Here is a 20,580-nt window from a genome sequence, read left to right as displayed (position 1 = left end):
ATGTCGCTTAAAGATGCCGCCTTGAAGGTCCGCGAAAACGCCCATGCGCCTTATTCGAACTTCAAGGTGGGCGCGGCGATCCTGTCGGGCTCGGGGGGGCTCTATGTTGGATGCAATGTGGAGAACGTGGCCTATCCCGAAGGCACCTGTGCCGAGGCGGGCGCAATTGCTGCCATGGTCGCTTCGGGCGAGACTGAACTGGCCGAGGTCTATGTCGTTGCCCAAAGCCCGCAGCCGGTGCCGCCTTGTGGTGGCTGCCGTCAGAAACTGGCCGAGTTTGGCGCGCGGGACGTAAAGGTCACTTTGGCGACAACCGACGGCGCCGAGCTGGAAACCACGATCGGACAGCTTTTGCCCGGCGCATTTGACGCCTCGCATATGCAGGACAGCTGACCGCATGGATGCCCGTTCGATCATCGCTAAACTGCGCCGCAGCGAAGTGCCCACCGGGCCAGAGCTTGCGTGGTTTGCCCAAGGCCTAGCCGATGGCAGCGTCAGTGACGCGCAGGCTGGGGCCTTTGCGATGGCCGTCTGCATGGGAGGGCTGGGCGCGCAGGGTCGTGCCGACCTGACCGTGGCGATGCGAGACAGTGGTGACGTGTTGCGCTGGGATCTGGATGGCCCGGTGATCGACAAACACTCCACGGGCGGAGTTGGCGATTGCGTCAGCCTGATCTTGGCTCCGGCTCTGGCCGAATGTGGGGCCTATGTGCCCATGATCTCGGGCCGTGGGCTGGGCCATACAGGCGGGACGCTGGACAAACTTGAGGCGATTCCGGGCGTCACCACTCAGATCGGGCAAGAGCGTCTGGCGCAGGTATTGCGCGACACCGGGGCCGCGATTGTCGGCGCGACGGGGCAGATCGCGCCTGCGGACAAGCGCCTCTATGCGGTGCGGGATGTGACGGCGACCGTGGAAAGCCTCGATCTGATCACGGCCTCGATCCTGTCCAAGAAACTGGCGGCAAGTCCTGATGCGCTGGTACTGGATGTCAAAACCGGCAGCGGTGCGTTCATGAAGACCATTCAAGACGCGCACGAGCTAGCTCAGGCGCTGACCGCAACTGCTAACGCTGCCGGCTGCCGAACCTCGGCCGTTATTACCGATATGAACCAACCACTCGCCTCGGCGCTGGGCAACGCCTTGGAGGTGGCCGAGGTCATGAAGGTCCTGACCGAAGGGTGCACGTCTCCTCTGGCCGAAATCTCTGCCGAATTGGGCGGGGTGTTGCTGGCGGATGCGGGTATCTCTGAAACAGTGGATCAAGGCCGCGCCAAAATCGCGGAGATCATTCTGGATGGCAGCGCCGCTGAACGGTTTGGTCGCATGATGGCCGCCGTTGGAGGCCCCGTGCGATTTGTTGAGACGTGGTCACGGTTCCTGCCCGAAGCCAGCGTGATCACCGAGGTTCCATCACCGCGCGACGGGTACATCACGGCCATTGACGGCGAAGCTTTGGGGCTGGCCGTGGTGGCTCTTGGCGGTGGACGTCAGGTGGAAAGCGATGTGATCGACCCGGCGGTGGGTCTGTCAAACATGGTACGGCTGGGCGAGCGGATCACCAAAGGCGCGCCATTGGCCGCTGTTCACGCGGCGCGTGAGGACGCGGCGGCTCAGGCGACCCAGAGCGTATTGGCGGCGATCACGATCGGAGATACTCCGGTTGCCGTGCCCGATCTGGTGCATGAGAGGATCACGGCATGAGCCGCGCCTTTCTCGTCGTGATGGACTCGGTCGGTATCGGCGGAGCACCTGATGCAGGCGCGTTCTTCAACGGGGATGTGCCTGACACCGGGGCCAACACACTGGCCCATATCGCGCAAGCCTGTGCCGAGGGGCGGGCTGAGGACGGGCGCAGCGGCTTGCTTGCGCTGCCCCATCTGGATGCGCTGGGTCTGGGTGCTGCGACGCGTCTGGCTTCGGGCGACGCAACGCCAGGGCTGGCGGCTCAACCAACTGGCCTTTGGGGATGCGCGCGCGAACTGTCGCCGGGCAAGGATACGCCCTCGGGCCATTGGGAATTGGCAGGGCTGCCGGTGCCGTGGGACTGGCACTATTTTCCCGACAGGCAGCCCGCATTTCCTCCCGATTTGAGTCAAGCAGCAGCGCAAGCTGCGGGGACCGAGGGTATTCTGGGCAATTGCCACGCATCTGGAACAGCCATCATTGCCGAGCTGGGGGCCGAGCATATGCGCACCGGCTGGCCGATCTGCTACACGTCCGCTGACAGCGTGTTTCAGATCGCCGCGCATGAGGGAAACTTTGGCCTCGATAACCTGCTTGCGATGTGCCGGACACTCGCGCCCCGTTTGCACGAGATGAAGGTGGGCCGTGTCATCGCGCGGCCCTTCGTCGGCTCGTCGGATGCGGGGTTCACGCGCACAACGAACCGCAAGGACTTTGCCATCTTGCCGCCCGCACCCGTGCTGACGAACTGGGTTCAGGACTCAGGCCGCCGCGTGCATGCCGTTGGCAAGATTGGCGACATCTTTTCGATGCAAGGCATCGACACGCTGCGCAAAGGCTCCGATGCCGAATTGATGGGGCATCTGTCCGACCTGGTGGATGAGGCCGAGGATGGCAGCCTGAGTTTTGCCAATTTCGTCGAGTTCGACAGCCTCTACGGTCATCGTCGCGATATCAGCGGCTATGCTCGTGCGCTGGAATGGTTTGATCGGGGAATCGGAGCCATCCTACCTAAGCTGCGCCCGGATGACATGCTGGTATTGACGGCGGATCACGGCAATGACCCCAGTTGGATCGGCACCGACCACACCCGAGAACAGGTGCCGGTTTTGGTGGCCGGAAATGGCTCAGGCCAACTCGGTCAAATCCATTTCACCGATGTTGCCGCCAGCATCGTCCATCACCTGAATGTACCGGCGCAAGGACCGGGAAAGAGCTTTTTATGAGTGTCGCAGACCTTCCGAAAATCGAATTGCACCTGCACCATGAGGGTGCCGCGCCGCCCGCATTCATCCGGCAGTTGGCGCATGAAAAACGCATCGATCTGAGCGGCATCTTCAAGCCCGATGGCAGCTACGACTTCCGCGACTTCGCCCATTTCCTCAGCGTCTACGAGGCCGCGTGTGAGGTCCTCAAATCGCCCGAGGATTTTCGCCGTCTGACCCTGGCAATCCTTGAGGAAAGCGCCGCCAATGGGGTGGTGTATTCCGAGACCTTCCTCAGCCCCGATTTCTGCGGCGGTGGCGATCTACACGCGTGGCGCGACTATCTGAACGCCATTCAGGACGCCGCCGATGAGGCCGAGCGCAAGTTCGATATCACTCTGCGCGGCGTGGTCACCTGTGTCCGCCATTTCGGCCCGGATCAGGCCAAGATCAGCGCCCGGTGCGCCGCGGAAACCGCAGGCGATTGGATCACCGGCTTTGGCATGGGCGGAAATGAGTCCATTGGTGCCCAGGGCGACTTCAAATGGGCTTTCGATTGCGCCCGCGAGGCCGGTTTGCGCCTGACCACCCATGCGGGTGAGTTCGGTGGTCCAGAAAGCGTGCGTGACGCGGTCCGTGACTTGGGTGTTGAACGTCTCGGCCACGGCGTTCGCGCCATTGAAGACCCTGATCTGGTGCATGAACTGATTGACCGGGATGTCACGCTTGAGGTCTGTCCGGGATCAAACGTGGTTCTGGGTCTCTACCCGGATTTCGCTGCGCATCCGATTGCGCGGTTGCGAGACGCCGGGGCGAAAGTCACCGTTTCCACGGATGACCCACCATTTTTCCATACCACAATGCGGCGTGAATATGAGATGTTGCAGGCAGCCTTTGATTGGGGTGCCGAAGACTTCGCAGCCCTGAATGAAACGGCCCTGAACGCCGCCTTTTGCGACGAAGACACCCGCGCGCGGGTCAAGAAAAGACTGGAGAACACATGAGCGAACACCTGACCGTCGTTGACCACCCGCTGGTGCAGCACAAACTGACGCTCATGCGGGACAAGGGAACCTCGACCGCCGAATTCCGCCAGTTGCTGCGGGAAATCACCCTGTTGCTAGCCTATGAGGTAACTCGCGAGCTTAAGCTGACCACCCGCCATATCGAAACCCCGATGGAGGAGATGGACGCACCTATTCTGGCTGGCAAAAAGCTGGCCCTGGTCTCGATCCTGCGCGCCGGGAACGGGATGTTGGACGGGGTGCTGGAACTGATCCCGTCGGCCCGTGTGGGGTTCGTCGGGCTTTACCGCGACGAAGAAACGCTGAAGCCGGTTCAGTATTACTTCAAAGCGCCCGAGGGCCTGAAAGACCGGTTGGTCATCGCAGTTGACCCGATGCTGGCCACCGGCAACAGCTCGGCCGCGGCGATTGATCTCCTGAAAGAGGCGGGCGCAACCGAGATCCTGTTCCTTTGCCTGCTAGCGGCACCAGAAGGGGTGGCGCGGATGAAAGAGGCCCATCCGGACGTGCATATCGTCACGGCAGCGCTGGATCGTGAGCTGAACTCGAAAGGCTATATCATGCCCGGCCTCGGTGATGCCGGAGACCGTATGTTCGGCACCAAATAAGCTCGATCACTCGCTGCAGATGTTTTGAAGCTGGACCCAATCGCGGTCCGGCAACACCTGTTCCAGCGTGCGTCCGGCCATCGGGTCGGCCTCAATCAGGCCAAGAACCGTTTCCCCGGTCACATCCCGCGCATAGGCATATGGGGTCGAGGGCAGGGCGGCCTGTGCAAAAACTGCCAGCAGCGCCTCATCCGTCAGGGACGGACGGGGTTCCGACAGGACTTGCTCGGTATAGCTGTCGACGATCTCGGGCGTCAGGCCTCCGGTCGTCAGCAGGCGAAAGGCCGAGGACGCGCCGGTTCGGTCCAGAACATCATCCAACGGGTCTTGTGCCGCGATACGGGCGCGCTCGGCAATGACATAGCCGGCGGCCACGGCGGGATCTTCATGATCCTCGACCAAGGCCCGGTTCAACAAGACCGTCCCGCCCGGCAGGCTAAGGCTGTCTTGCACTCCTGCAGGCAGAATGATGATTTGCCGCACGCCCGTGCGCTTGGCCAGCCGATCCAAAGAGGCCCGCGCATCGCGTGAGGCACAGGCGCGTCCCGAAACCCGCTCGATTCGTTTCAGAATCTCATCGCCGATGTCCTGCCGTTTGACCTCGGGCACAACCGAGACCACGTGGTTTTGCAGTGCCCCGGGCAACCAAAGCAGCAACACCGCCAAAACCGCGGCGACGACGCCTGCAACGCTGACCCAACGCAACCGACCGGGATGCGGACGCGAGCGGTCGATGGCGCGCTGCAGCCGGTCGATAGCCTCGAGCATCGTCTTTTCGCTTTCGGCCAGTTCCAGCGTTTCCTCCGGGTCGCCGTCAGGGTTGAAAATCGCAGGGAAACTGCCCGGATTCTGCCGCTCCAACGCGGCCAGAGACCAGTGCGTCAGTGCTCGGTCATTGAAATCCAAGATCGTCAGGGTCGCCTCACCGATTGAGACCACAACCTCGCGCCGCTGTTCATCGGGCGAGGAGCGCCACAGACCGGTGGCTTCGATCCGCTGATACTGTTTCAGGGCCGTCATCTGGATTGGGCTGCTCGTGTTTTTCTTTTGCCAAAGCATAGCATGTGGAAATCGCGGGGCGCAAACCTGTTGCGCAGGCTTTCAGAAATATGCTGGATGGCACAAGCGCTGTTGCGCGCATCTAACCCGAGACAGGACATGCAGCCAGGCAAAGAAACGCTCCCCTTTTTGGCCTCAGTGCTGATGGTCTCGGCAATGGCCATTCTTGGTGTGATCGACAACGTGGTGATCCTGCTGGCCGAAACCATTGGGCTGTGGCAGTTCCACCTCAGCCGTGCCGTTTTGATGTTGCCTCTGATCATCGGGCTGTCCCTGTTGGGTTTGGGAAGTCTGCGGCCAAAACGGCTGCGATTTGTCTTGCTGCGCAGCGTTCTGATCGCGACGGGCATGCTGTTCTATTTCGCCTCGCTGGCGTTGATGCCGATTGCGCAGGCCCTGGCGGGCTTGTTCACCTCGCCGATGTTTGTGCTGTTGATTTCTGCATTGGGCCTAAAACAGGTCATCGGACCCTGGCGCATCGGCGCGGTTCTACTGGGGTTCGTGGGCATCCTGTGCGTGTTGCAACCCAACCCGACCGAGTTTGATGTCAGGACCTTTTTGCCGGTCGTTGGAGGGTTCTTCTACGCGCTCAGCGTGATCGTCACGCGGACCTATTGCTCGGACGAAAGCACAGTCGCCCTTCTGGCCAACAACATGCTTGTTCTGGGCATTGCCGGGGCCATCGGTTTAATCGTTTTCACGGCCTTTCCCGTGTCCGGACCCGACGGTCCCGAAGGTTTTGTGACCCGTGGTCTGGTCCTTGATATGCGCGCTGCCTTGCCATGGGTCGTGGTGCAGGCCGTCGGGTCCACCGTGGCCGTCTTCATGATGATCAAGGCTTATCAGGTCGGAGAGCCCTCATTCGTTGCCGTGTTCGAATATTCGATCATGATCTTCGGTCCTCTGTTCGCCTGGGTCGCTCTTGGACAGACGATCGGAGTGATGCAGATCTTTGGCATCGGTCTGATCGCAACAGCCGGCGCGGTTTTGGGCTGGAGAGCCAGGCGCGCGGCCCCCGAGCAGGAGGTCGCATGATCATTTCTCGCGGCCGCCGCTACGTGTTCGTGCACATGCCCAAGACGGGGGGAACCTCACTGGCCTTGGCGCTGGAGCAGCGGGCCATGAAGGATGACATCCTGTTAGGAGACACGCCTAAGGCCCTGAAACGGCGGCGCCGCGCCAAGGAACTGACCGCGCGGGGGAGGCTGCACAAACACGCGACGCTTGCGGATATAGACGGGGTGTTGCCAGAGGGTGAACTTGAGGCAATGTTTGCCTTCACGCTGGTCCGCAACCCGTGGGACCGCATGGTCAGCTACTATCACTGGCTACGTTCTCAGAGCTTCGCGCATGAGGCCGTCACCCTGTCGCAGCAATTGGAGTTCGAGCCTTTTGTCCTGCACCCAAACATCCGTCGTTCATTTCAGGATCATCCGGCGCGGCGCTACATGACCCGCGCGGATGGGGTCGAACAGTGCCAGCTGTTCCTACGGTTGGAACAGTTCGAACAGGACGCGCAACCTCTGTTTCGCCATCTGGAGTTTGAGGTGGAATTGCCCCATATCAACCCCTCGGAGCGGCAGGCAGACTATCGGGCATACTATTCCGACAGATCCGCCCAATCCGTGGCAGAATCCTGCGCAGAAGACATCGAGAGATTCGGCTACGCTTTTGACGTGACTTCCAGCCTATAGTTTCCGATCGGTCGATAAACCCACTCCTGCACTGCTTTCTGTCGCGAAAAACCCCTCGTTTTAACCCAAATTGGGCGTAAATACGGCCAAACTAAGACGGAAAACCGCTGCATCTGCTATCTCTTGAGATGTGAGTATTTGTGCCAAAAGGGGGTTCGGCACGTGTTGGAAGTAGTGAGTTTTTCGGATGTTTCCGAGTATCATGACGATGCGGATCTGCCAGTTGCGCTGGACGCAGTGTCATCGCGCAGAGGAGGGTTCCTGCACGGAACCAAAATCGCGACCACCAGTGGATGGAAGCTGATCGAACGTATCGCCGCTGGCGATCTGGTTCGAACGCTGGATCACGGTTTCAAAGAAGTCCGCAGAGTCTCGACCAGTTGGGTCAATATCCCGGCAGGTGAGAGGCGGTCGGCCCATCTACCGATCTTTGTGCCTGCGCGGGCGGCCTATAACGGGCGCGCGGTTTGGTTGATGCCGGAACAGGGTGTCGCGCTGGATCGCGGCAAACTGGACCTGACGGATCAAGGTGTTTCTGTTTTGCCTGCGCGGGTTCTGGACGGCGCATGTCGGTTATCATCGCAATCTCCGGGATCGTCGTTCGAGGTCACGACACTGTTCTTCGACCAGGACGAGGTGATCTATATCGAAGGTGGTTTGCAAGCCTATTGTCCTTCAGGGCGCTTCAGTCGCACGTCTGGTCAGGCAAAAGAGTACACAGTGGCTGACGAGGACGCTGCGACTGCATTGGTCGGTGCGCTCGCTGCAAGTGGTGAGATTTCGGCACTGGCAAACCCATTGGGCGCTTTGCCTGCTCCGATCCCGACGGATCCGATTTTCCCGATCCGCCCCGCGGCGGGTATTCGCAGGCCCGGTCGGCCGGGTCGACCAAGTGCGCCGGTTCTGTTTCTCCGGCCTGAATGGCAAACCGCTCCGGCTGTTCAGTAAGGAAGACGCAGGCGCAAGGGGAGTTGCGCCTGCGTCGTTGTTTTAAGCGGCTTTGGCGTCCGGGTTGAACCGGCCATAGAAGCTCTGACCTTTTTCGGCCATTTCACGCAGCAGCGGCGGGCAGGCGAAACGCGCGCCATAGGCCTCGGCCAGTTGATCACAACGCTCGGCCGCGTAGGGCGTGCCGATGATGTCCAGCCAACTGAGCGGACCACCGGACCAAGGCGCAAAGCCCCAACCCAGAATTGCGCCCACGTCACCTTCACGAATATCTTCCAGAACGCCTTCTTCCAACGCACGGACGGCTTCCAGAACCTGTGCGAACATCAGACGTTCCTGCACTTCGATCAGGTCAGGCTGCTCAGCGGCCAGAGGGTACTTGTCCTGCAGACCCTTCCAATATTCGACGCGTTTGCCCTTCTCGTCATAGTCGAAGAAGCCTGCATTGGCTTTGCGACCCAAACGGCCCTGTTCCTCCATCCAGAAGATCAGATCGTCCGAGGGGCTTTCGGGATAGGCATTGCCCATCGCCGCTTTGGTTGCACGTGCAATCTTGGCACCCAGATCAATCGAGGTTTCATCGGTCAGCTGGATCGGTCCCACTGGGAAGCCCAACTGACGCGCCGCGTTGTCGATCAGGATCGGGCTGACGCCCTCGGTGATCATGCGGGCACCTTCGTTGATGTAAGGGATGATGCAGCGGTTGGCGTAGAAGAAGCGCGCATCGTTGACCACGATCGGCGTCTTGCGGATCTGGCGCACGTAGTCCAGAGCCTTGGCGACCGCGCGATCACCAGTTTCCTGGCCTTTGATGATCTCGACTAGGAACATCTTCTCAACGGGTGAGAAGAAGTGGATGCCAATGAACTGCTCGGGCCGGACGGAAGCCTTCGCCAGATCGGTGATCGGGAGGGTCGAGGTGTTCGAGGCAAAGATGCAATCCTCGGGGATGATGGCCTCGACCTTTTTGGTCATATCGGCCTTGACGTCCGGGTCTTCGAAAACGGCCTCGATGATCAGGTCGCAGCCTTTCAGACGCTCTAGATCAGGGGTTGCAGTGATCTGCGCCAGAAGGGCCTCTTTTTTCTCAACCGTGGCTTTACCGCGCTTGATACCCTTGTCCATGTAGCTTGCTGAATAGGCCTTGCCCTTGTCGGCGGCAGCCTGATCACGGTCGACCAGAACAACCTCCATCCCGGCCTGCGCCGAGACCAGAGCGATACCGGCGCCCATCATGCCTGCGCCCAGAACGCCGACCTTTTTCACGCGTTGATCGGCCACATCCTTGGGGCGGACCGCGCCTTTCTCCAAGGCTTCCTTGTTCAGGAACAGCGACCGGATCATGGCCGACGACGAGGGGTTCATTAGGACGTTGGTGAACCAACGCGCTTCGATCTTCAGGGCGGTGTCGAAGTCGACCAGCGCCCCTTCGTAGATCGAGCTCAGCAGAGCCTTGGCCGCCGGGAAGGCGCCTTGGGTCTTGCCATTCACCATCGCGTTGGCGCCGACGAAGGTCATGAAGCCAGCAGGGTGGTAGGGCGCGCCGCCGGGCATCTTGTAGCCCTTGGCGTCCCAAGGCTTGACCAGATCGGCGTCCTTGGCGTTCAGAACCCATTCCTTGGCTGCTGCGACCGGATCGTCCGAAACATCGTCGATCAGCTGTGCGCCCTTGGCTTTCTTCGGGTCCATCATCTTGCCTTCCAGCAGGACCGGAGCGGCCGCCATTGCACCAACCATACGGCTATAGCGCATGGTGCCGCCGCCACCGGGGAAGATGCCCAGCAGAATCTCGGGCAGACCAATCTTGGCTTTGGCGTTCGAGGTCATGACGCGGTGATGACAGGCCAGAGCGATCTCGGTCCCGATCCCGGCGCAGGTGCCGTTGATGGCACAGGCGATCGGCTTGCCGCCCTTCTTGGTCTTGGGGTCCATGCCCGCCAGTTCCAACTTGCGCAGGATGTGGTGGCCGCCCATGACGAAGTCGAACAGCGCCTGCGCCGGTTCATCACCGGCCTCCTGACGGATGGTGGCCAGCGTGTTCAGGTCCATGCCACCCGCGAATGAGCCATCTTTGCCCGAGGTAATAACGATCCCTTTGATCTCATCATCGCTCAGTGCTTGATCGATCAGTTGGCTGACCTCCTGAAAGGCCTCGCGGGTCAGAACGTTCATGGATTTGCCCTGAGCATCCCAGGTCACAAACGCGACGCCGTCCGCGTCTTTGGTCAGAGTGAAATCAGTCATTGTCATCTCCAATCTGGTCAGCCGTCAGTGGGCTGCCGTCTTTCCGGGTGAAAGAGAATCCGTTCTCATCATCCTTCACCATCATGTCTATGTCGCTGTAGTAGCCGGTCTCGGTCGGGGTCCGTGTGCCCACCACCAGAAAGGTCGCGGGCGCATCGGTCTTGTTCACAAGGTGATGGCCGTTGGCCTCACCTGCTGGCCAAGCGGCGCAGTCACCGGGCAGCATCTCATACTCGCCATCGTCTTCGATCAGCACGCATGTGCCGGACAGCATGATGGCAAACTCATCCTGCTGCATGTGGTAGTGGCGTAGCGAGGACATCCCCGCAGGCTCCAACCGCACGATGTTAACCCCGAACTGGGTCAGCCCGCCTGCATCTCCGAGGCCCTGGTTGAAACGGCCCGAGACCGCCTCTGCCAGTTTGCCCGGATAAGAAGAGCCGCCTTGAAAGGGGATCTGAGAGAGATCCAGCTTGGGCATCAGACCCGCTCGATAATGGTTGCCGCGCCCATGCCGGATGCAATGCAGAGCGTTGCCAGACCGGTTTCCTTGTCTTGACGCTCAAGCTCATCCAGCAGCGTGCCGATGATCATGGCACCGGTTGCGCCCAGCGGGTGACCCATTGCGATCGAGCCGCCGTTGACGTTTACCAGCGCCGGATCGACGTCGAACGCCTGCTGGAAGCGCAACACGACCGAGGCGAAGGCTTCGTTCACTTCGAACAGGTCCAGATCGCTGATTTTCATGCCGTTGTCGGCAAGGATTTTCTCGGTTACCGGAACCGGGCCGGTCAGCATGATGGTCGGGTCGGTGCCGATCTTCGCGGTTGCCTTGATACGGGCGCGCGGCTTGAGGCCGTATTTCTCACCGAATTCCTTGTTGCCGATCAGAACAGCGGCCGAGCCGTCCACGATGCCCGAGCTGTTGCCCGCGTGGTGGATGTGGTTGATCCGCTCCAGATGCGGGTATTTCAGCATCGCGACTTTGTCGAAGCCGGGCATTTGCTCACCCATCATCTGGAAGGACGGGTTCAACGCGCCGAGGCTCTGCATGTCGGTACCGGGGCGCATATATTCGTCGCGATCCAGAATGGTCAGGCCGTTTTGGTCTTTGATGGTGATGACCGACTTCTCGAACCGGTTGTCTTCCCAAGCCTCTGCCGCGCGTTTTTGAGACTCTACGGCCAGTGCGTCGGCGTCGTCACGGCTGAACCCATACTCGGTCGCGATGATGTCGGCCGAGATACCCTGCGGTACAAAGTAGGTGTCCATTGCCAGCGTCGGGTCTACGGCAATCGCGGCACCGTCGCTGCCCATGGCCACGCGGCCCATCATCTCAACACCACCAGCGATATAGGCGTCGCCCGCGCCGCCTTTAACCTGGTTCGCGGCCAGGTTCACGGCTTCCATGCCCGAGGCGCAGAAGCGGTTGATCGCAAGACCGGGGATCGACTGGTCGAGGTCAGAGGCCAGAACCGCCGAGCGCGCCAGACAGCCGCCTTGCTCCATGACTTGGGTGACGTTGCCCCAGATCACATCCTCAACGGCGTGGCCTTCGAGGTTGTTGCGTTCCTTTATCGCGTTCAGGGTCAAGGCGGACAGGCGCACCGAGGTTACCTCGTGCAGGCTGCCATCCTTACGGCCCTTGCCGCGCGGAGTGCGCAGGGCGTCATAAATGTAAGCTTCGGTCATGGGTCTTCTCCTTAAGCTCGATCCGACGGGTTGCCGGGCATCAGGTCATAGGGGTGTTTCCAGCCGGGCTGCTCGGACAGGCGAGTCAGCCAGGCGTCGATGTTGGGCCAGTCGGCATGGTCGAAGCCGAATGGTTCGGGATAGTAGAGGTAGCCGCAGCAGCTGAGATCAGCGTTGGTCACGCTGTCCCCAACAATCCAGTCGCGGCCCTCAAGGTGGTTGTTCAGAACATCGTAGGCCGCTTTTAGACGGCCTTGGTTGAAAGCAATCACATCGGCATTGCGATGTTCTTCGGGCAGGAAGTTCATCAGAAACCGCGTCATGCCGGCCATCGAGCTGAGCTTGTGGTTATCCCACAGCACCCAGCGAAAGATCTCGTAATTCTCTTCCCGCGTCTTGCCGCCGAACTTGCCGGATTTTTCGGTGACATAAGCCTGGATCGCACCAGATTGGGAGGTTTTGAAGTCACCGTCGATCAGGAAGGGCGCTTCGCCCATTACGTTGACATCCGAGCGGAACTCGGGGCTGCGGGTGACACCTTTGAAGAAATCGACAAAGACCGGCTCCCACTCGAGGCCGGACATTTCCAGCGCCAGAGCGGCTTTGTATGAATTGCCGCTTTCACCGAAGCAGTGCAGTTTTATGGTCATGCGGTCGCCCCTCCCGTGGCGTTTTTTTGCATCGTCCGCCCAAGCTTTTCGGCCTTGGTGCCTAGCGCTTGCGTGCCTCCAACTCGGAATTGAAGAGGCGCAACCGATGGGTCAGGTTGTCTTCGTCAATGACGCTGTTGAAATTCTCGAACAGAAAAGACAGCGCTTCGCCTTCATCCAACCCGGCCTCGCGGGCGAAGCCGCGGAGTTTGCGATAGCCGTCCTCTGTCATGGCAACCGGGAAACGGCGGGTCAGGCGAAAGCGTTTGGGCATTCTGTCTCCTCCGAATAGTAGGGCCCAGGCGGTGTCGCCCGAGCCCAGACTTTGATCAGAAGTTCGCCGCGTCCAGAACCATCACCGTGTCTGCGCCGGTCTGAATGCGGGAAAGATGCATCGCTGTCGCGGGCAGGCGGCGGGCCATGTAGAACCGGCCGGTATTGATCTTGGTCTCGTAGAACTCTTTGTCCGAGGCCCCACCGTCCAGCGCGTCTTGAGCGGCCTTCGCCATCTGTGCCCACATCAGGCCCAGGCAGACGTGACCGAACATGTGCATGAAGTCATAAGACCCGGACAGAGCGTTGTTGGGGTTCTTCATGCCTTCTTGCATAAAGTACATGCCAGCGGCCTGCAGATCCTTGGATGCGGCTTTCAGCGGTTCGATGAAGGCTTTGTCATAGGCTTCGTTCTGGCCCGCGTTTTCCTTACAGAAGGTTTTGACCATTTCGAAGAACGCCATGACGTGCTTGCCGCCATCCTGCGCCAACTTGCGGCCGACAAGATCAAGCGCCTGAACGCCGTTTGCGCCTTCGTAGATCATGGCGATACGGGCGTCGCGGGTGTATTGCGACATACCCCATTCTTCGATGTAGCCATGGCCGCCATAGACCTGCTGCGCCTGAACGGTCATGTCGTAGCCTTCGTCCGTCAGGAAGCCCTTGATGACCGGTGTCAGCAGTGAGATCAGCCCATCTGCGTCCTTGTCGCCCGAGCGGTGCGCCTTGTCGATCATTGTCGCGCCCCACAGGATGAACGCACGCGCGCCCTCGGTGAAGCTTTTCTGATCCATCAGGTTGCGGCGGATGTCGGGGTGAACGATCAGCGGATCGGCGGGGCCGTCCGGGTTCTTCACACCTGTTACGTCGCGGCCCTGCAGGCGGTCTTTGGCGTATTCAACAGCGTTCTGATATGCAGCTTCGGCCTGCGACAGGCCTTGCATGCCCACACCCAAACGCGCTTCGTTCATCATGGTGAACATGGCGCGCATGCCTTTGTGTTCGTCGCCCAGCAGCCAACCGGTGGCCTCGTCATAGTTCATGACGCAGGTCGAGTTGCCGTGGATGCCCATCTTCTCTTCGATCTTGCCGACCGAAACACCGTTGCGCTCACCCGGGGTGCCGTCTTCGTTCACGATGAACTTGGGCACGATGAACAGCGATACGCCCTTGATGCCCTCGGGGCCACCGGGAATTTTAGCCAAAACCAAATGGATGATGTTGTCGGCCATGTCGTGATCACCGGCCGAGATAAAGATCTTCTGGCCCGAGATTTTATAGCTGCCGTCGCCCTGAGGTTCTGCTTTGGTACGCATCAGACCCAGATCGGTACCGCAATGCGGCTCGGTCAGGTTCATGGTGCCGGTCCATTCGCAACTGATCATGTTCGGCAGGTACTTATTCTTCTGCTCGTCCGAGCCGTGTGCCAAGATCGCCGAGGCTGCACCGTGGGTCAGGCCCTGATACATCGTGAACGCCTGGTTCGCGCCCGAGAACATCTCGCCTACGGCCGTCCCAATCACGTAGGGCATGTTCTGGCCGCCATACTCTTCCGGCATGTCGAGGCCAGTCCAGCCGCCTTCTTTCATCTGCTCGAAGGCATCCTTGAAGCCTGTGGGTGTGTAAACGATACCGTTTTCCAAACGGCACCCTTCAGTGTCGCCGACAACATTCAGCGGGTGAAGAACATTGCTGGCGACCTTGCCTGCTTCTTCCAGAACGGCACCGGTGAATTCGGCCTCTAGTTCGTTGTAACCCGGAATGTCAGAGTCCGAGATTTTCAGGACATCATGCAGGATGAACTGCATATCTTTGGTTGGCGCGTTGTAGACGGGCATGTGAAGCTCCCTTAATTCATATGTCCGGAGGGCAGGGCGAAGTTATTCGGCCGCCTTCTTTTCCTGTTTCATCGAGGCGATGACTTTCTCGCCCCAGCGCAACTGCTCTTTCAGATCGTCGATGGCCTGCGTCAGCTCTTCTCGGCGCGATTCCATATCGGCCAGACGTTCGCACGCGATTTCATAGGTGCGCGACATCTGGGTCACCTGCTGGTCGCCCACGTGATACAGGTCCAGAAGCTGGCGAATCTCCTCGAGGCTGAAACCAAACCGCTTGCCGCGCAGAATCAGCTTTAGCCGCGCGCGGTCGCGTTTGGTGAACAGACGCTTCTGACCCTCGCGGATCGGAAACAGAAGTTCCTTCGCCTCGTAGAACCGCAAGGTGCGGGGCGTGACATCATAGGTCTCGCACATTTCACGGATGGTCATCAGATCTTCGGTCATTCGTCATACTCTCGTCACTGGCGTCGTCCGAATAGAGTTGCGCAGTTGCTGGACGCTTTACAACATGTAGGTGACGTTTACGTAATCTAGACGCTGCGTCATTTCTAAGTTGACGTAACTTCCAGTCGCGTAATGACGGGTTTTGCGAAATTTTCTTTCCCTAGGGGCAAGGGAAATTCGCCCTCAGACTGGTCCTAGGACGCGATTCCAAGGTGTATTGCTTGTTCTCACCAGAACCCTGAAGGGCCGGGGTGTTCTACTTGATGGACTTAGCCGTTTGGTCCCGAAGCTGTTTGAGGGCATCCATCGCCTCGTCAAGCTGGGCGCGCTGCTGGCGCAGCTCTTCCATCTGACGATCTGCCATTTCCACGAACGTCGCCATCTGAGCTTCGTTGCCTTGATCTTCGTAGATCAACAGCCATTGGCGAATCTCTTCCAAAGGAAACCCGAATTTCCGGCCGCGCATGATCAGGGTCATGCGGGCACACTCTCTGGGGCCATAGTACCTGGATCGCCCTTCACGATCGGGCTGCAAAAGCTCGATATATTCGTAGTAACGCAGAGTGCGCGGAGTCACGTCGAACTCGGCACACATCTCTTTGAATGACAAACGGTTGTCGGACATTCGGGGTCTCCTCGGCAGCAACCTAGGACGTCATGCGAACAAGCGCAACAGGTGGGCTTGCCCTTTGATCGGATGGCGGCTCATAAAGGGGTAAGACAACAGGATATGATCATGGTCGACAAAGCAAAGCTAGCCCGCCAGTTTATCGAAGCTATTCCGCATGCGCGCGCGATGGGCCTTCATCTTAGCCAGATCGGGGAAGGTGAAGCCGAGATAACAATGCCTTACAACGAAGATCTTATCGGAGATCCGCGCACGGGTGTGGTCCACGGCGGCGCGATTTCGACCATCCTGGATACCTGCTGCGGGGCCGCAGTCATGAGCCATCCGTCTTCTCCGGGCGGAACAGCGACGATTGACTTGCGCATCGACTATATGCGCGCTGCCACGCCGGGGCAGAGCATCACCGCGCGGGCCAATTGCTATCACATCACCCGAAACGTCGCCTTCGTGCGGGCAACGGCGATGGATGACGATCTTGACCTGCCAGTGGCGACCGCTTCGGGGTCGTTCACGGTTGAGGGGAAGTAATATGGCCCGTTCCCGTCCCGAACCCATGCAAGTGGTCAAACAACGGCGCGACGCCGCCTTGCGCGCATTGGTTGATGGAGTGCCCTATATCCGGTTTCTCAACATCAGCTTCGACCGGCGCGGGGATGAACTGACCGGCGTGCTGAACTTTGACGAGAAACTGATCGGCAACCCATTTCTTCCAGCCCTTCATGGCGGCGTTACAGCGGCGTTTCTCGAAGTAACGGCCGTGATCACGCTGAGCTGGGAGCATATGTTCTCGGACATCGAAAGTGGTGAAATTGACGCCGAGGCCATCGTTACGGATGAATCGATCCGCTTTCCCAAAACCATCGACTTTACGGTCGACTATTTGCGCTCGGGCCTGCCGCGCGATGCCTATGCGCGCGCCTTTGTGAACCGGGCCGGACGGCGTTACGCCTCGGTTCGGGTTGAGGCCTGGCAAGACAACCATGCCAAGTTGTTTGCGCAGGCGACGGGGCATTTCTTGATGCCGCAACAGCCCCGCGACAAGGGCTGAGAATGCAGGATGCCTCGGCACCCATAACTCACAAACGGGTGCTGAAGATCGCGGTTCCCATTGTGCTGTCGAACGCGACCGTACCGATCCTTGGGGCGGTGGATACCGGCGTTGTCGGGCAGATGGGGGCGGCTGCTCCGATTGGCGCGGTGGGCATGGGCGCGGTGATCCTGTCCGCGATCTACTGGGTTTTCGGCTTTCTTCGCATGGGTACAACGGGCCTTGCCGCGCAGGCGCGTGGGGCCGGAGAGAGCGCCGAGATGCGCGCCTTGCTCATTCGTGGGTTGATGCTCGGCGGGGCGGCGGGCCTTGTGTTTATCCTTGCCCAGGTCGCGATCTTCAGTGGCGCGTTTTGGCTATCCCCGGCCAGCCCCGAGGTTGAAACACTCGCGCGCTCTTACCTTGAGATTCGGATCTGGGGGGCACCCGCGACCATTGCCTTATATGCGATCACAGGCTGGCTGATCGCTGTTGAGCGGACGCGGGGAGTGTTCCTTCTACAGATCTGGATGAACGGTCTCAACATCGTGCTTGACCTTTGGTTCGTTCTTGGGCTGGGCTGGGGCGTCGAAGGCGTGGCGATTGCAACCCTGATCGCGGAGTGGACCGGTTTGGCACTGGGTCTGTGGCTGTGCCGGGATGGGTTTGCCGGGCAAATCTGGCACGACTGGCCGCGCATTTTCGATGCCACCCGGCTGCGGCGGATGGTGCAGGTGAACGGTGATATCATGATCCGCTCGGTTCTGCTGACGGGCTCGTTCACCACCTTCCTGTTCGTCGGGTCCGATTTGGGAGACGTCAATCTGGCGGCCAATCAGGTGCTGCTGCAATTCCTGGAAATCACCGCTTTTGCGCTGGACGGATTCGCCTTTTCTGCCGAGGCGCTGGTCGGAGGCGCGGTTGGCGCACGGGACCGATACCAAGTGCGGCGCGCCTCGGTCATGGCGTCTCAGTGGGGTGTCGGTGGCGCGGTGCTTCTCAGTGCCGTTTTCTTCTTTGCAGGTCCGGTGCTGATTGATCTGATGTCCACCTCTCCCGAAGTACGCGAGGCAGGACGCACGTTCCTGTTCTGGGCGGCCTTGGCTCCGATCATCGGTGTCGCAAGCTGGATGTTCGACGGTATCTACATCGGAGCCACATGGACCCGCGACATGCGCAATGCGATGCTGCAATCGGTAGCGATCTATGTCGTCGCTTTGTTCATTCTGGTACCCGCGTTCGGCAACCATGGTCTGTGGGCCGCGCTGATGGTTCTGAACCTGGCACGCGGCGTGACGATGGGCTGGCGCTATCCGAAGCTTGAAGCTCAGGTGGCCTAGAGAAGGGCGAGTAGATTTTCAGGCGGGCGGCCAATTGCGGCTTTACCGCCCGAGATGGCCAGAGGACGTTCGATCAGGATCGGGTTGTCTGCCATGGCTTGGATCAGCTCCGCATCCGGCGCTTCCTTTGAAAGGCCCAGCTCCTTGAACCGCTTCTCACCCGTGCGCATCATCTCGATGGCAGGCAGGTCCAGCAGGGATTGCGCGGCGCGCAATTCGTCGACCGAGGGGGCGTTCTCAAGGTACTTGCGAACCTCGATCTCTGCACCGCGCTCTTCCAGCAAAGCCAATCCCATGCGGGATTTTGAACAACGCGGGTTGTGCCAATATTCGATCACAGCCAATCCTCTCGTTTGCTGCCCACAGCCTGTGCAACGGTGTCAAACCCATCGCGGGCCAATAAGTCATCAAGACCCTGTGCGATATCGGCAGCCAGGGACAGGCCGCCATAGACCATCGCGGTGTAAAATTGCACCGCCGACGCGCCTGCGCAGATCTTGGCGTAGGCCTGTTCCGGCGAGCTGACACCGCCCACACCGATCAGAGGGATTTTGCCGTCGGTCAGCTGGCTCAACAGGGCCAGAACGCGGGTGGATTTCTCAAACAGAGGCGCACCGGACAGGCCGCCTTTTTCGTCCTTGTGCGCGCTAAGCAGCCTGTCGCGCGACAGGGTTGTGTTGGTGGCGATGACCGCGTCCACACCCGTCTCAGCACCCACTTCGGCGATGTCCTGCAATTCATCTTCGGTCAGGTCAGGCGCGATTTTCAGGAAAATGGGCAGAGGGCGCGGCAGAGCGTCCCGCGTTTCGATCACACCACTCAACAAAGCGCCAAGGGCCGCCTTGCCCTGAAGGTCGCGCAGTTTTTCGGTGTTGGGGGAAGAGACATTGACCGTCGCGAAATCAAGATGCGCGGCGCAATGGGCCAGCACTTTGGCAAAATCACCGGGCCGATCATCGCTATCTTTGTTGGCCCCGAGGTTCAGGCCGATCACCGCATCCTTGGGGCGGTTGGCCAACCGCTCGGCCATCACCTCCATACCTTCATTGTTGAAGCCAAAGCGGTTGATGGCGGCTTTGTCTTCGGTCAGGCGGAACAGGCGGGGTTTCGGGTTGCCGGGTTGCGGGCGCGGGGTCACCGCTCCGACCTCGATGAAACCGAAACCGGCACGGGAGAGAGGGGCCAGAACCTCTCCGTTCTTGTCGAACCCGGCGGCGAGGCCTACGGGGTTGGGCAGACGCAGCCCTGCGAGTTCGGTCTGTAGACGCGATGACGTCACCGGTCCGGGCGTTGGGGCCAGGCCGGCCTGCAAGGCCTTGATCGACAGACCATGGGCCGCTTCAGGGTCCATGCGGTGCAGGGCGGCGAGGCCCAGTTTCTCGGTCAGTTTCATCCGAAAGACGCGCCTCCTTGCGCGGTGCCACAGCGGATCAGGCGGGAGTTTGCGACTGCGGCCTGACGGTGAACCACCGCAGACCGGTAAACCGAGTCTGTTACCATCTCAAGAAACGCATGGGCTGTAGGATATCGGGCAATGAACACTTCATCCCAAACCTCGTCCTGCGGTCCGATCAATGTGGTTTGAAACGCCCCACGCCAAAGGATCGACGCGCCGATCCTGGCGACAATCGGGGCGGTCTCAGCCCCATAATGGCGATAGGCTTCGGCGCCCGTCAGATCTTTATCTGCCAAAGCATGGCCCACCGGGTAGTCGGCCTTGGCGCGAAACTTGACAAGGTTCAGCATCTCGATGGGTTGATCCCGATCCAATGCCTTGAAGGCTTCGAACTGTTCGCGGTCAGGATCAATATAGGCGGTCATAGCATCTCGCTCGGGAATTGGTGGGTTTGGCCGTCAAAGGGCAGGGGGCGAGCCCAGGCCACGTCGCTCAGCCGGATTTGGCGGTAAAGATGCGGAAACAAGGCCCCACCGCGCGACACTTCCCATTTCAAGTCGTCGCCCATGGCGTCAGCGTTGCAGCCAAGCAGTGTCAGACCTTCAACCCCAGCAAAGTGTTTGCCAGCGGTTTCCGCCGCCTGTTTGGCTGTCGAAAAGTGGACGAACCCGTCAGCGATATCAATTGGCGCGCCATCAGTTGCGCCATTTGCCTGCAAAGCGGCCCATTCCTCGGCCCGGAATATCTTATAGATCAGCATGAAGGTCTGATGCCCCGCATAGCCTGTGGAATCAAGCCGGATTTCCCCCTTTGACTCTTCCA

The 20,580-nt window shown here is 59.9% G+C and carries 24 protein-coding genes; 11 read left to right on the top strand and 13 right to left on the bottom strand.

Annotated features, from left to right (window positions below; genetic code table 11):
- Genes ACP15L_RS03855 through upp form a run of 5 tightly spaced genes read left to right on the top strand, consistent with a single transcriptional unit; the run spans window position 1 to window position 4,525 of the window.
- A complete protein-coding gene (locus tag ACP15L_RS03855; RefSeq protein ID WP_425083188.1) occupies window positions 1-393 on the top strand; it encodes a cytidine deaminase in 393 nt (130 codons plus the stop codon).
- A gap of 4 nt (window positions 394-397) precedes the next feature.
- Window positions 398-1,705 carry a thymidine phosphorylase gene (locus tag ACP15L_RS03850; RefSeq protein ID WP_425083187.1) on the top strand — a complete coding sequence of 436 codons (1,308 nt, stop codon included), beginning with the start codon at window positions 398-400 and terminating at the stop codon, window positions 1,703-1,705.
- The gene (locus ACP15L_RS03845; protein WP_425083186.1) at window positions 1,702-2,913 is read left to right on the top strand and encodes a phosphopentomutase; all 1,212 of its coding nucleotides are present in this window, start codon (window positions 1,702-1,704) and stop codon (window positions 2,911-2,913) included. The genes ACP15L_RS03850 and ACP15L_RS03845 overlap by 4 nt, the downstream gene beginning before the upstream one ends.
- The gene (locus ACP15L_RS03840; protein WP_425083185.1) at window positions 2,910-3,896 is read left to right on the top strand and encodes an adenosine deaminase; all 987 of its coding nucleotides are present in this window, start codon (window positions 2,910-2,912) and stop codon (window positions 3,894-3,896) included. The genes ACP15L_RS03845 and ACP15L_RS03840 overlap by 4 nt, the downstream gene beginning before the upstream one ends.
- Window positions 3,893-4,525: a uracil phosphoribosyltransferase gene (gene upp, locus ACP15L_RS03835; protein ID WP_170374268.1), complete on the top strand. Its 633-nt coding sequence runs from the start codon at window positions 3,893-3,895 to the stop codon at window positions 4,523-4,525. Before ACP15L_RS03840 ends, upp begins: the two co-directional genes overlap by 4 nt.
- Before the next feature lie 6 nt (window positions 4,526-4,531).
- On the opposite strand, the gene ACP15L_RS03830 is transcribed toward upp, so the two are convergent.
- Complete coding sequence (locus ACP15L_RS03830; RefSeq protein WP_425083184.1) at window positions 4,532-5,545, bottom strand: hypothetical protein; 1,014 nt, start codon at window positions 5,543-5,545, stop codon at window positions 4,532-4,534.
- Window positions 5,546-5,683: 138 nt separating this feature from the next.
- On the opposite strand from ACP15L_RS03830, the gene ACP15L_RS03825 reads away from it, so the two are divergent.
- The 3 genes from ACP15L_RS03825 (at window position 5,684) to ACP15L_RS03815 (ending at window position 8,226) form a co-directional block, all read left to right on the top strand.
- Window positions 5,684-6,619 carry a DMT family transporter gene (locus tag ACP15L_RS03825; RefSeq protein ID WP_425083183.1) on the top strand — a complete coding sequence of 312 codons (936 nt, stop codon included), beginning with the start codon at window positions 5,684-5,686 and terminating at the stop codon, window positions 6,617-6,619.
- Window positions 6,616-7,278 (top strand): sulfotransferase family 2 domain-containing protein, encoded by a 663-nt coding sequence (locus tag ACP15L_RS03820; RefSeq protein WP_170666333.1) that lies wholly within the window; start codon window positions 6,616-6,618, stop codon window positions 7,276-7,278. The genes ACP15L_RS03825 and ACP15L_RS03820 overlap by 4 nt, the downstream gene beginning before the upstream one ends.
- Window positions 7,279-7,440: 162 nt before the next feature.
- Entirely contained in the window at window positions 7,441-8,226 is a 786-nt protein-coding gene (locus ACP15L_RS03815) for a Hint domain-containing protein (RefSeq protein WP_425083182.1), read from the top strand.
- 42 nt (window positions 8,227-8,268) lie between these two features.
- Here ACP15L_RS03815 and ACP15L_RS03810 read toward each other — a convergent pair whose 3' ends face one another.
- The 8 genes from ACP15L_RS03810 to ACP15L_RS03775 all read right to left on the bottom strand — a co-directional run bounded on the left by ACP15L_RS03810 (window position 8,269) and on the right by ACP15L_RS03775 (window position 15,992).
- A complete protein-coding gene (locus ACP15L_RS03810) occupies window positions 8,269-10,470 on the bottom strand; it encodes a 3-hydroxyacyl-CoA dehydrogenase NAD-binding domain-containing protein (RefSeq protein WP_425083181.1) in 2,202 nt (733 codons plus the stop codon).
- Window positions 10,463-10,951 carry a cupin domain-containing protein gene (locus ACP15L_RS03805; protein WP_425083180.1) on the bottom strand — a complete coding sequence of 163 codons (489 nt, stop codon included), beginning with the start codon at window positions 10,949-10,951 and terminating at the stop codon, window positions 10,463-10,465. The genes ACP15L_RS03810 and ACP15L_RS03805 overlap by 8 nt, the downstream gene beginning before the upstream one ends.
- Window positions 10,951-12,162 carry an acetyl-CoA C-acetyltransferase gene (locus ACP15L_RS03800; protein WP_170767050.1) on the bottom strand — a complete coding sequence of 404 codons (1,212 nt, stop codon included), beginning with the start codon at window positions 12,160-12,162 and terminating at the stop codon, window positions 10,951-10,953. The genes ACP15L_RS03805 and ACP15L_RS03800 overlap by 1 nt, the downstream gene beginning before the upstream one ends.
- Window positions 12,163-12,173: 11 nt before the next feature.
- Window positions 12,174-12,812: a glutathione S-transferase family protein gene (locus tag ACP15L_RS03795; RefSeq protein ID WP_425083179.1), complete on the bottom strand. Its 639-nt coding sequence runs from the start codon at window positions 12,810-12,812 to the stop codon at window positions 12,174-12,176.
- 61 nt (window positions 12,813-12,873) lie between these two features.
- Window positions 12,874-13,086, bottom strand: coding sequence for a hypothetical protein (locus tag ACP15L_RS03790; protein WP_170374251.1), 213 nt, complete (start codon window positions 13,084-13,086; stop codon window positions 12,874-12,876).
- A gap of 55 nt (window positions 13,087-13,141) precedes the next feature.
- The gene (locus tag ACP15L_RS03785) at window positions 13,142-14,923 is read right to left on the bottom strand and encodes an acyl-CoA dehydrogenase C-terminal domain-containing protein (protein ID WP_425083178.1); all 1,782 of its coding nucleotides are present in this window, start codon (window positions 14,921-14,923) and stop codon (window positions 13,142-13,144) included.
- Between the two features lie 42 nt (window positions 14,924-14,965).
- Window positions 14,966-15,367, bottom strand: coding sequence for a MerR family transcriptional regulator (locus tag ACP15L_RS03780; RefSeq protein ID WP_170374246.1), 402 nt, complete (start codon window positions 15,365-15,367; stop codon window positions 14,966-14,968).
- A 256-nt stretch (window positions 15,368-15,623) separates the two neighbouring features.
- Window positions 15,624-15,992 (bottom strand): MerR family transcriptional regulator, encoded by a 369-nt coding sequence (locus ACP15L_RS03775; protein WP_170374244.1) that lies wholly within the window; start codon window positions 15,990-15,992, stop codon window positions 15,624-15,626.
- A 111-nt stretch (window positions 15,993-16,103) separates the two neighbouring features.
- Between ACP15L_RS03775 and ACP15L_RS03770 the strand changes: the two genes are divergently transcribed.
- From ACP15L_RS03770 to ACP15L_RS03760, 3 genes are read left to right on the top strand one after another with little or no spacing between them, the layout of a single operon-like run.
- Window positions 16,104-16,523, top strand: a complete 420-nt coding sequence (locus tag ACP15L_RS03770) for a PaaI family thioesterase (protein WP_170676658.1) — start codon at window positions 16,104-16,106, stop codon at window positions 16,521-16,523.
- Window position 16,524: 1 nt separating this feature from the next.
- A complete protein-coding gene (locus ACP15L_RS03765) occupies window positions 16,525-17,043 on the top strand; it encodes a PaaI family thioesterase (protein WP_170374239.1) in 519 nt (172 codons plus the stop codon).
- 2 nt (window positions 17,044-17,045) lie between these two features.
- A complete protein-coding gene (locus ACP15L_RS03760) occupies window positions 17,046-18,362 on the top strand; it encodes an MATE family efflux transporter (protein ID WP_425083177.1) in 1,317 nt (438 codons plus the stop codon).
- Here the strand turns inward: ACP15L_RS03760 and arsC are convergent.
- The 4 genes from arsC to ACP15L_RS03740 are packed head-to-tail and all read right to left on the bottom strand — an operon-like array spanning window position 18,359 to window position 20,518.
- Window positions 18,359-18,700: an arsenate reductase (glutaredoxin) gene (gene arsC / locus ACP15L_RS03755; RefSeq protein WP_425083176.1), complete on the bottom strand. Its 342-nt coding sequence runs from the start codon at window positions 18,698-18,700 to the stop codon at window positions 18,359-18,361. The genes ACP15L_RS03760 and arsC overlap by 4 nt on opposite strands.
- Complete coding sequence (locus tag ACP15L_RS03750; protein ID WP_425083175.1) at window positions 18,697-19,755, bottom strand: quinone-dependent dihydroorotate dehydrogenase; 1,059 nt, start codon at window positions 19,753-19,755, stop codon at window positions 18,697-18,699. Before ACP15L_RS03750 ends, arsC begins: the two co-directional genes overlap by 4 nt.
- Entirely contained in the window at window positions 19,752-20,183 is a 432-nt protein-coding gene (locus ACP15L_RS03745; RefSeq protein ID WP_425083174.1) for a DUF1330 domain-containing protein, read from the bottom strand. Before ACP15L_RS03745 ends, ACP15L_RS03750 begins: the two co-directional genes overlap by 4 nt.
- Window positions 20,180-20,518, bottom strand: a complete 339-nt coding sequence (locus ACP15L_RS03740) for a DUF952 domain-containing protein (RefSeq protein WP_425083173.1) — start codon at window positions 20,516-20,518, stop codon at window positions 20,180-20,182. The genes ACP15L_RS03745 and ACP15L_RS03740 overlap by 4 nt, the downstream gene beginning before the upstream one ends.
- Between the last annotated feature and the right edge of the window lie 62 nt (window positions 20,519-20,580).

The sequence above is a fragment of the Ruegeria profundi genome (assembly GCF_049800715.1).
Classification (GTDB): Bacteria; Pseudomonadota; Alphaproteobacteria; order Rhodobacterales; family Rhodobacteraceae; genus Ruegeria; species Ruegeria profundi_A.
Note: the sequence above shows the minus strand (reverse complement) of the source record. Positions and strands in the feature narration are given on the sequence as shown.

Bases quoted from the DNA above. Each gene is read 5' to 3' on its own strand.
- ACP15L_RS03785 (WP_425083178.1), bottom strand. From the start codon at position 14,923: ATGCCCGTCTACAACGCGCCAACCAAAGATATGCAGTTCATCCTGCAT.
- ACP15L_RS03765 (WP_170374239.1), top strand. From the start codon at position 16,525: ATGGCCCGTTCCCGTCCCGAACCCATGCAAGTGGTCAAACAACGGCGC.
- ACP15L_RS03800 (WP_170767050.1), bottom strand. From the start codon at position 12,162: ATGACCGAAGCTTACATTTATGACGCCCTGCGCACTCCGCGCGGCAAG.
- ACP15L_RS03775 (WP_170374244.1), bottom strand. From the start codon at position 15,992: ATGTCCGACAACCGTTTGTCATTCAAAGAGATGTGTGCCGAGTTCGAC.
- ACP15L_RS03805 (WP_425083180.1), bottom strand. From the start codon at position 10,951: ATGCCCAAGCTGGATCTCTCTCAGATCCCCTTTCAAGGCGGCTCTTCT.
- ACP15L_RS03780 (WP_170374246.1), bottom strand. From the start codon at position 15,367: ATGACCGAAGATCTGATGACCATCCGTGAAATGTGCGAGACCTATGAT.
- ACP15L_RS03825 (WP_425083183.1), top strand. From the start codon at position 5,684: ATGCAGCCAGGCAAAGAAACGCTCCCCTTTTTGGCCTCAGTGCTGATG.
- ACP15L_RS03820 (WP_170666333.1), top strand. From the start codon at position 6,616: ATGATCATTTCTCGCGGCCGCCGCTACGTGTTCGTGCACATGCCCAAG.
- ACP15L_RS03850 (WP_425083187.1), top strand. From the start codon at position 398: ATGGATGCCCGTTCGATCATCGCTAAACTGCGCCGCAGCGAAGTGCCC.
- ACP15L_RS03855 (WP_425083188.1), top strand. From the start codon at position 1: ATGTCGCTTAAAGATGCCGCCTTGAAGGTCCGCGAAAACGCCCATGCG.
- ACP15L_RS03740 (WP_425083173.1), bottom strand. From the start codon at position 20,518: ATGCTGATCTATAAGATATTCCGGGCCGAGGAATGGGCCGCTTTGCAG.
- ACP15L_RS03750 (WP_425083175.1), bottom strand. From the start codon at position 19,755: ATGAAACTGACCGAGAAACTGGGCCTCGCCGCCCTGCACCGCATGGAC.
- ACP15L_RS03790 (WP_170374251.1), bottom strand. From the start codon at position 13,086: ATGCCCAAACGCTTTCGCCTGACCCGCCGTTTCCCGGTTGCCATGACA.
- ACP15L_RS03830 (WP_425083184.1), bottom strand. From the start codon at position 5,545: ATGACGGCCCTGAAACAGTATCAGCGGATCGAAGCCACCGGTCTGTGG.
- ACP15L_RS03795 (WP_425083179.1), bottom strand. From the start codon at position 12,812: ATGACCATAAAACTGCACTGCTTCGGTGAAAGCGGCAATTCATACAAA.
- upp (WP_170374268.1), top strand. From the start codon at position 3,893: ATGAGCGAACACCTGACCGTCGTTGACCACCCGCTGGTGCAGCACAAA.
- ACP15L_RS03745 (WP_425083174.1), bottom strand. From the start codon at position 20,183: ATGACCGCCTATATTGATCCTGACCGCGAACAGTTCGAAGCCTTCAAG.
- ACP15L_RS03770 (WP_170676658.1), top strand. From the start codon at position 16,104: ATGGTCGACAAAGCAAAGCTAGCCCGCCAGTTTATCGAAGCTATTCCG.
- ACP15L_RS03840 (WP_425083185.1), top strand. From the start codon at position 2,910: ATGAGTGTCGCAGACCTTCCGAAAATCGAATTGCACCTGCACCATGAG.
- ACP15L_RS03845 (WP_425083186.1), top strand. From the start codon at position 1,702: ATGAGCCGCGCCTTTCTCGTCGTGATGGACTCGGTCGGTATCGGCGGA.
- ACP15L_RS03810 (WP_425083181.1), bottom strand. From the start codon at position 10,470: ATGACTGATTTCACTCTGACCAAAGACGCGGACGGCGTCGCGTTTGTG.
- ACP15L_RS03760 (WP_425083177.1), top strand. From the start codon at position 17,046: ATGCAGGATGCCTCGGCACCCATAACTCACAAACGGGTGCTGAAGATC.